This window comes from Rahnella sp. BCC 1045, assembly GCF_019049615.1.
GTDB classification, from domain to species: Bacteria; Pseudomonadota; Gammaproteobacteria; order Enterobacterales; family Enterobacteriaceae; genus Rahnella; species Rahnella contaminans.
The window spans coordinates 1-8,064 of sequence record NZ_JAFMOZ010000064.1 but is presented as its reverse complement, the minus strand read 5'-3'; the positions used below and the strand labels follow the sequence as shown (position 1 = coordinate 8,064).

Here is an 8,064-nt window from a genome sequence, read left to right as displayed (position 1 = left end):
AACTAATGTAAGAGGTTTTGAAACTAAAAATAAAACTATATTAAAAGCATCAGACCGGCATCGAAAAAAAACACAAATAATAATCACATATTTCGTCAAATAGCGGCCGGTAAAGAATTCAGAAAATTAATACTTAAAATTTGGAGTTATCATTATGAGCACCAACCAACCGCTATTGAGTCCGTTCACTCTGCCAAATGGTACCGTACTGAAAAACCGTTTCCTGATGGCACCCATGACCACCTGCACCGGTTTTTATGATGGTACCGTCACCAGCGAACTGGTGGAGTATTACCGTGCCCGCGCTGGCAGTATCGGCACCGTTATCGTGGAATGTTGTTTTGTTGATGATAAAGGCCTCGCATTTCCGGGCGCTATTGGTATCGACAATGACAGCAAAATTGCCGGTCTGGCGAAAATTGCCGAAGCAGTGAAATCTCAGGGTTCCAAAGCGCTGTTGCAGATTTATCACGGCGGCCGCATGAGCGAACCCAAATTGATTGGCGGACAGCAGCCAGTTGCGCCAAGCGCGCTGGCCGCTCCGCGTGACGGTGCAGCAACTCCTGCCGCGTTAACCGCCGAAGAAGTCGATGGCATGATCGCCAAATTTGGTGAAGCGACCCGCCGCGCGATTGAGGCCGGTTTCGACGGCGTGGAAATTCACGGCGCGAATACTTACCTTATCCAGCAGTTTTTCTCCCCGAACTCCAACCAGCGTAACGACAAATGGGGCGGCAGCCGCGAAAACCGCGCGCGCTTCCCGCTGGCGGTGCTGGATATCACCCATGAAATGGCGCAGAAATACGCCGATTCCTCTTTCATTATTGGCTACCGTTTCTCGCCGGAAGAACTCGAAGAACCGGGCATTCGCTTCACTGATACGATGTACCTGCTCGAACAGCTGGCGGCGCGTGGCCTGGATTATCTTCATTTCTCCCTCGGTTATTCGCTGCGTCCTTCCATCGTCGATACCACAGACCCGACGCCGCTTATCGACAAATATGTCGCGATGCGTTCTGAGGTGCTGGCGGCCATCCCGGTGATGGGCGTGGGCGGTATTGTGAATAAAGCCGACGCGGAGCTGGCGCTGGAACATGGCTACGACATGATTGCCATCGGTAAAGCCTGCATTGCTTATCCGGACTGGACCGACCGTATTGCGAATGATCAGAAACTCGAGCTGTTTATCGATAGCACACAGCGCGAAGCCCTGACCATTCCTGAACCGCTGTGGCGCTTCTCGCTGGTTGACGCGATGATCCGCGACATGAGCATGACGTCGAAAAAATTCAAAGCCGGTATTTTCCAGGAAAAAGTGCAAGACAATGCGCGTGAACTGGCGATTAACGTCAGTCTTGAAACCGACCGCATCTCTGACATCGTGCTGGAGGCCGGTGCGGATCTGGATGTGGAATTCACCACCAGCTTCGACATCATCCGTACACGTATTCTGGATGCAAACAGCCCGCATGTTGACGCCGTTACGGGGGCAACAGAACAGAGTGAAGCAGTGAAGAAAGCGGTATCCAAAGCCATAGCGAAATCCTGCAAAGCGCAATTGCTGGAAGAGGGCGGCAACCTCTCCGAACCGCAAAACTACGACGTGGTGGTGGTTGGCAGCGGCGGTGCCGGTCTGGCGGCAGCGATTCAGGCCTGTGATGAAGGCGCAAAAGTGCTGATCGTTGAGAAAATGTCTACCATCGGCGGCAACACCATCAAAGCCTCCGTGGGTATGAACGCCGCGGAAACCCGTTTCCAAAAACTTAAAGGCATTGAAGACAGCAAAGAGCTGTTCTATCAGGAAACCCTGAAAGGCGGACAGTTTAAAAACAACACCGTACTGCTGAAAGAATTCATCGAGCGCGCCCCGCAGGCCGTCGAATGGCTGGCTACACACAACATTGAACTCAGCGATATCACCATTACCGGCGGGATGAGCATCGACCGTACACACCGTCCGGCAGACCGAAGTGCAGTCGGCGGCTTCCTGATAAGCGGCCTGGTGAAAAACCTCAACAAACGCAATATCGACGTGATGCTGGATACGTCCGTGACCGAAATCCGTTACACCAACGGCGCGGTGCAGGGCGTAGAACTGCTCAACGATGAAAACGAAGTGCTGACGGTAAACGCCAGAAGCGTGATTGTTGCGACAGGTGGTTTCAGCGCCAACCGCGATATGGTCGTGAAATATCGTCCCGAGCTGGACGGTTTCGTGACCACTAACCACAAAGGCGCGACCGGTGGCGGTATCGCCATTCTGGAAAAAATCGGTGCAGGTACCGTTGATATGGGTGAAATTCAAATTCACCCCACCGTGGAACAGACAACGTCTTATCTGATTTCCGAAGCCATCCGTGGCGGCGGCGCGATTCTGGTCAGTCAGGCGGGACATCGCTTCTTCAATGAGATGGAAACACGCGACAAAGTTTCTGCAAAAATCATCGGTCTGCCAGAGAAATTTGCCTACGTGGTCTTCGACGAGCAGGTGCGTTTAAACAACAAAGCCGCGGATGAGTATATTGCGCGCGGTTTCGTTATCAGCGGAGCAACGCCACGTGAACTGGCCGCTAAGCTGGAAATGGGGTCAGACGCGTTCCTCGCTACGCTGGAAACTTACAACGTTGCGGTGGATAAACAAGACGATGCTGAATTTGGTCGTAAAACGGCGATGCGTCATCCGATCAATCAGGGGCCGTTTTACGCAATCCGTATCGCGCCGGGGGTTCACCACACCATGGGCGGCGTAACCATTAATACCGATACCTGCGTGCTGGATGCTCAGAAACAGGTGCTCAGCGGTGCATTTGCAGCCGGTGAAGTGGTCGGCGGGATCCACGGGGGCAACCGTATCGGCGGGAATGCCGTTGCAGATATCATTATCTTCGGTATTCTTGCTGGACAGAACGCAGCGAAATACGCGATGCAATAAAAAACCGTTTTCCTTCCGGTTGTACGGAGTCTGGCAACGCTAAGCCAGCGCCTGTAACCCGTAAGGTTAAGGTTTCAGTTCAACGTAAAGCCTGTCCCGCATCGCTGTGGGGCGGGCTTTTCACATTTCTTCTTTATGGTCTTAAGGCCTGCTTTTGGGTAAATCTGATGACACCAGACGAACGTGTTTATGCTTACTCCGCCGTTTTAATGGGTTCGCCCATTCTTCTCAAGCTGTTTGAACATAATGAAACTCTGGCCTCCAACGTTTTCCGGCTCATCAAACTTCAGGAAAACAAACTGACGGTTAACCGCCAGCAATCTGAAGTGATGTCGGTTAACCATGCGGCTGGCAATCACGCCGTTGCCGTCAGCAAACCGGTGTTTGACCTGATCAGCCGGGCGAAAGCCGTGAGCGTACAGGAAAACAGCAGTTTTAATTTCACCATCGGCCCGCTGGTGAAGCGCTGGAAAATCGGTTTTAGCGGCAACACCGTGCCTGCTGCCACTGACTTACAGGCGCTGCTGAAGATAACGGATCCGCATGATGTGATCCTCGACGAAGGATCGCAGTCCGTTTTTCTGCATAAAACGGGGATGGAAATTGATCTTGGCGCGATTGCCAAAGGCTATATTGCTGACGTGGTTCGGGATTTTTTGCGTGAACAGCAGGTGACTCAGGCGCTCATCAATCTGGGTGGCAATGTGCAAACACTGGGCGCAGGGGCTGAAGGCGCCTGGGCGATTGGCCTGAAAAAGCCATTTTCTGATCCGGAGTCGCTGATTGGCGTGATAAACGTGACGAACAAATCGGTGGTGACATCGGGCATTTATGAACGGTATTTCGAGCTAGACGGTCAGCGTTACCATCATATTCTCGACCCGAAAACCGGTTATCCGCTGGATAATGAGCTTCTCAGCGTGACAATTATTTCCGATGATTCGATTGACGGTGATATCTACACCACGCTGCTTTACGGCATGGGCGTGAAAAAAAGCCTCAGGTACTTGCAAAATGTCCCGCACATTGAGGCTGTTTTTGTCACAAAAGACCAGCAGATTATCTGCTCGTCGCAGCGGCAGTTTACGTTCACGCCGCTGGACACGGAGTATCACATTACTGGCAGTATTGCTTAAGCAGCGAGTAATGATCGGCCTGTAAGCGATAGCGGTAAACTGGCCTGCCTGTCACGCCATAGTGAATGCTGGTGAAGAGGATGTTCATCTGTGCCAGCCATATCAGGTATTTACGACAAGACACCCGGGAAATATTCACTGAACTGGCGAGTTCGTCGGTGGAGAATTCTATCGTCGGATGCTCGTCAATCCACTGGCACAGCGTGCGCAGCGTTTGTGGCGTGAGGCCTTTCGGCAGCTTTTTGGATTCTACCGCCGCCGGGTTATTGCCATGAATTAACCGGTCAACGTCCGACTGCTCGTAATATTGCTGGTTATCCATCAGCGTTTTTTTCTGCTGCCAGCCCGTCAGTGCTTCCTCGAAACGGGAAAACTGGAACGGCTTGATCAGATAATCCACAACGCCGTAATTCAGCGATTTTTTGATGGTTTCAGCATCGGCGGCAGATGAAATCACGATCACGTCGATAGGGCGGCGGGCATCGCGCAGCTCAGGAAGTAAATCCAGGCCGTTGTCCTGCTGCATGTACACATCGAGTAAAATCAGGTCGATAGACAGTTCTGAATTCAAAACCAGATCTTTCGCCTGTTGTAACGTCGACGCCGTACCGCAGCACGCGAAGCCTTCAATCTGGCCCACGTAGCAGCGGTTCAATTCGGCTACCATGGCATCATCATCAACTATCAGCACATTGATCAAGAACTTGTCCTCTCACCATCCCAGGGAAGTTGTACAAAAAATTGGGTATACACATCGGGTTCGGATTCCACGTTAATGGTTCCGCCGAGGCTTTCAACTTGCTGTTTTGCAAGGAACAACCCCATACCACGTTGATCACCCTTGGATGAAACACCTTTCTCAAATATCGCCTCGACGTTCGCCGGTGTAATCCCCGGTCCGTCGTCACTGACAACGCAGGCCAGCGAGCCATTCTGATAATGTAACAGCACGCTGACTTCGCCGTCCGGCTGGTCACCAAGCGCATCCAGCGCATTTTCGATCAGATTTCCCAGCACGGTGATCAGCGCCGCGACCTGATTTTCATTGTTGTTATCAGGCAACAGACTGTCGTCGCTGAGCGTCAGCAAATGCCGGGTATCCGAGGCACGGTTAATTTTACTCAGCAGGAATCCGGCGATGACCGGAGACTTGATTTTCAGCAGCAGTGATCCGATTTCAGCCTGATAATTATTGGCCGTTTTGAGAATGTAATCTTCCAGTTGCGCGTAACTTTTCATGTGCAGTAAACCCAGTATCACATGGAGTTTATTCATAAACTCATGCGAGCGTTCCCGCAGCGAATCGGCATAGTTTACCATGCCACTCAGGCGCTGCATCAACTGGCTGACTTCCGTCTTGTCCCTGAAGGTACAAATTGCGCCAATAATGACGCCGTTATTGCGCACCGGCACGGTATTGCTCAGCAGCAAACGACCTTTGTAGTTAATCTCTTCGTCACGGCGCGGAACGCCGGTATTGAGCACGTCGCGCAGGTTGGCGATAAGCGGCAGGGAATCCGCATTCGGCTCCACGTCCGTGGCGGTTTCCTGAAATATCTGGCGGGCGGTCTGGTTGATGAGCGTCACATGTGCGTCCTGGTCAACGGCTATCACACCTTCTTTGATGGATTGCAGCATCGCCTGGCGCTGTTCGAACAGCGTCGAAATCTCATAAGGCTCCAGCCCGAACAGAATGCGTTTCAGCATTTTGACCAGGAACCAGGTGCCCAGTGCGCCAACCATCATGCCAAACAGCACGGTCCAGAGAATACTCCAGCGGCTTTTATTAATTTGCTCGGTGACTTTTACCAGCGAAATTCCGATGGCGACAACGCCGATTTGCTTGTGATGATCGTCATACACCGGCGTAAAGACGCGCAACGCTTTATCCAGCGTCCCTTTATTTATAGAGACATTTTCGTTGCCGAGCAGCGCGGGATTGATGTCATCCCCGATGAAATGATGACTGATCACATCTGTATTCGGGTGTGAGAAACGGATGCCGTCCATATTTGTGACAACGACAAACAGCAGGTCGTTGCGCTTTTGTACGGCGCTGGCAATCGGCTGGATTATCCCGCTGTCCGGAGAAAGGGAAAGGGCGTGTTTCACTTCGGGGGAATCCGCCAGCGTTCTCGCCACAGCCAGCGCTTTATCTTTGACGCCATCACGCGTGGTATCGCTGACCTGGACAAAATAGAGCAGATGAACAACCAGCAACACGGAAGCAATCACAGCGCTGATCATCAGAATCACGGAAGTGCTGAGTTTCATGGGGTGCTTGCGCACTGATTGACGTTGCTGCGAGTCGCTCATGGGAGCCCCAAAGAGAAAAGAGCAGAATGCTCATGAATGATAATTAATAGTTCGCGTTAAACGTCCTGCGCCGATGTACTGACCCTGGCATGAACGATGAACTAACCCTGTTCAGCCATAATGATAAGTCTATTCGCTTGATCTTACCGCTATTTAATACTTTCTAAAGTGCGTTTTGCGGCGTGTCTTCCAATGCTGCAAAGAAAAAAGGCCTGAATCTCTTCAGGCCTTACAGACACGAACGTAAAACGTCTTACTGGAAGTAGATATCGCCGTTTTCGGCTTTAGTGATCTTACCGTCAGTGTCGGTGATCAGCGCGTAACTGCCGCCGATATATGTCCAGTGGGTGCCTGCATCCGGCGCAGGAAGATGACGTTCCTGCCAGCCGATGATTTCATAGGGCTTGGTGCGGTACAGCGCCGGAACCTGATCGCCAATCGAGTAAAGTTTGGAATCATCGTAGAACGATTTGATTTCATGAGAGTTTGACGCAGCGAACGCTGTATTGGCCAGTGGCAACAAGGAAGAAACAACCAGAGCCGATAACATAAAAATTTTAGAATGACGCATAGATTATCCCGTTTAAAACCATCAACGTAATGCCTGCCTCGGTGATATGCCGCCAATCCATTGTGTGAGCAGTAAAGCCGAAACCTGTGCTTTTTGTAGGACAGAATAATAACGAGAAAATCACCAAAGGACGGGGCGTTTTATTGTGTCTAAATGCAAATGAAGCGGGGTGCGGGTGCTTTTTTTTGGCTTCATTCTGAGTACGGTTTCTCAAAAACGCGGAAAATTCTTATTTTTGAGCCTGTACAGCCCGTTACGCAGCGGGTTTCAGCGGGAGAGCTATGATTGAGTTATCTGTACCTCGCTACAGATAACCACTGCATTTAATCCTTGTGTCCGAATGTGTGCTTGCCCGTGCTAATGCGGGCTTTTTTTATTTGCCAGATCGGCATAATATCCCGCCCCGCAAATCAATTTCTTTCCAAAAGCATGATAAAACGCGCTACGTTGGAGCTTCTTGATTCATGCGTCTGCAATATCCACAATAAGATTGTTCTGGTTATGTTATCTTGAATGCATTCTTTTTTCTCATGCCGAGTTCATTCCATGCCGGATATCAGGATTGTTTGCGAACATTGTGGCTCAGACCGTTTTATTGCCGCGGTGAATTCTCCGTTGGCAGAAGTCGTACATTCCATCCAGTGCGCTGATTGTGCTCATCCTGTGAGAGTCGATGAAGTGGTCATCTTCAGAGACGGCACCTACATCAGCGGGACATTCGACACGTCATCAGGTACCCAGAACCGGTTTAATGATTTTGATATCTGACGGGGAAAAGTGCCTGATGAGGAACATAACGCAGGATGGAGGATGCAGGAGAGACGGTGGAATGATGGCGGGTGCGTTAATGATATTCTATTTAACATAATCATGATTATGCGCACCAAGTCTGTAGTAGCTAAATTGAAATGTCCGGATCTGGCTATTTTCAAATGTCCGTTTTATTGTCGTGGTTCCAGGTGTTTTATCCGCTGAGGACACTACTGATGACGGCACACGGTTCGGAGTTTTTCACGATGAATGAAGTTAACCGCCTCAAGATTTTGCAGGATGTCATTGATAACAGGCTGACCACTCGTCTGGCCGCGCTGCGACTTAATATCACGGAC

5 protein-coding genes are annotated in these 8,064 nt (G+C 50.8%); 2 read left to right on the top strand and 3 right to left on the bottom strand.

All coding sequences use genetic code 11. The annotated features are described in order from the left end of the window. Positions 1–154 precede the first annotated feature (154 nt). Together J1782_RS00535 and J1782_RS00530 are read left to right on the top strand one after the other, a co-directional pair. Positions 155–2,932, top strand: a complete 2,778-nt coding sequence (locus J1782_RS00535) for a flavocytochrome c (protein WP_217151960.1) — start codon at positions 155–157, stop codon at positions 2,930–2,932. A gap of 167 nt (positions 2,933–3,099) precedes the next feature. Beyond that, complete coding sequence (locus J1782_RS00530; protein ID WP_152323878.1) at positions 3,100–4,068, top strand: FAD:protein FMN transferase; 969 nt, start codon at positions 3,100–3,102, stop codon at positions 4,066–4,068. On the opposite strand, the gene dcuR is transcribed toward J1782_RS00530, so the two are convergent. The 3 genes from dcuR to J1782_RS00515 form a co-directional block, all read right to left on the bottom strand. Next, on the bottom strand, positions 4,049–4,768 hold the full coding sequence (gene dcuR, locus J1782_RS00525) for a two-component system response regulator DcuR (RefSeq protein WP_165060351.1): 720 nt from the start codon (positions 4,766–4,768) through the stop codon (positions 4,049–4,051). The genes J1782_RS00530 and dcuR overlap by 20 nt on opposite strands. Beyond that, on the bottom strand, positions 4,765–6,384 hold the full coding sequence (locus tag J1782_RS00520; RefSeq protein WP_208952229.1) for a sensor histidine kinase: 1,620 nt from the start codon (positions 6,382–6,384) through the stop codon (positions 4,765–4,767). Before J1782_RS00520 ends, dcuR begins: the two co-directional genes overlap by 4 nt. Before the next feature lie 253 nt (positions 6,385–6,637). Next, entirely contained in the window at positions 6,638–6,955 is a 318-nt protein-coding gene (locus tag J1782_RS00515; RefSeq protein ID WP_152323881.1) for an RcnB family protein, read from the bottom strand. Positions 6,956–8,064: the final 1,109 nt, after the last annotated feature.

Excerpts from the sequence above, each read along its gene's own strand:
- J1782_RS00515 (WP_152323881.1), bottom strand. The coding sequence starts at position 6,955 with ATGCGTCATTCTAAAATTTTTATGTTATCGGCTCTGGTTGTTTCTTCC.
- J1782_RS00530 (WP_152323878.1), top strand. The coding sequence starts at position 3,100 with ATGACACCAGACGAACGTGTTTATGCTTACTCCGCCGTTTTAATGGGT.
- J1782_RS00535 (WP_217151960.1), top strand. The coding sequence starts at position 155 with ATGAGCACCAACCAACCGCTATTGAGTCCGTTCACTCTGCCAAATGGT.
- J1782_RS00520 (WP_208952229.1), bottom strand. The coding sequence starts at position 6,384 with ATGAGCGACTCGCAGCAACGTCAATCAGTGCGCAAGCACCCCATGAAA.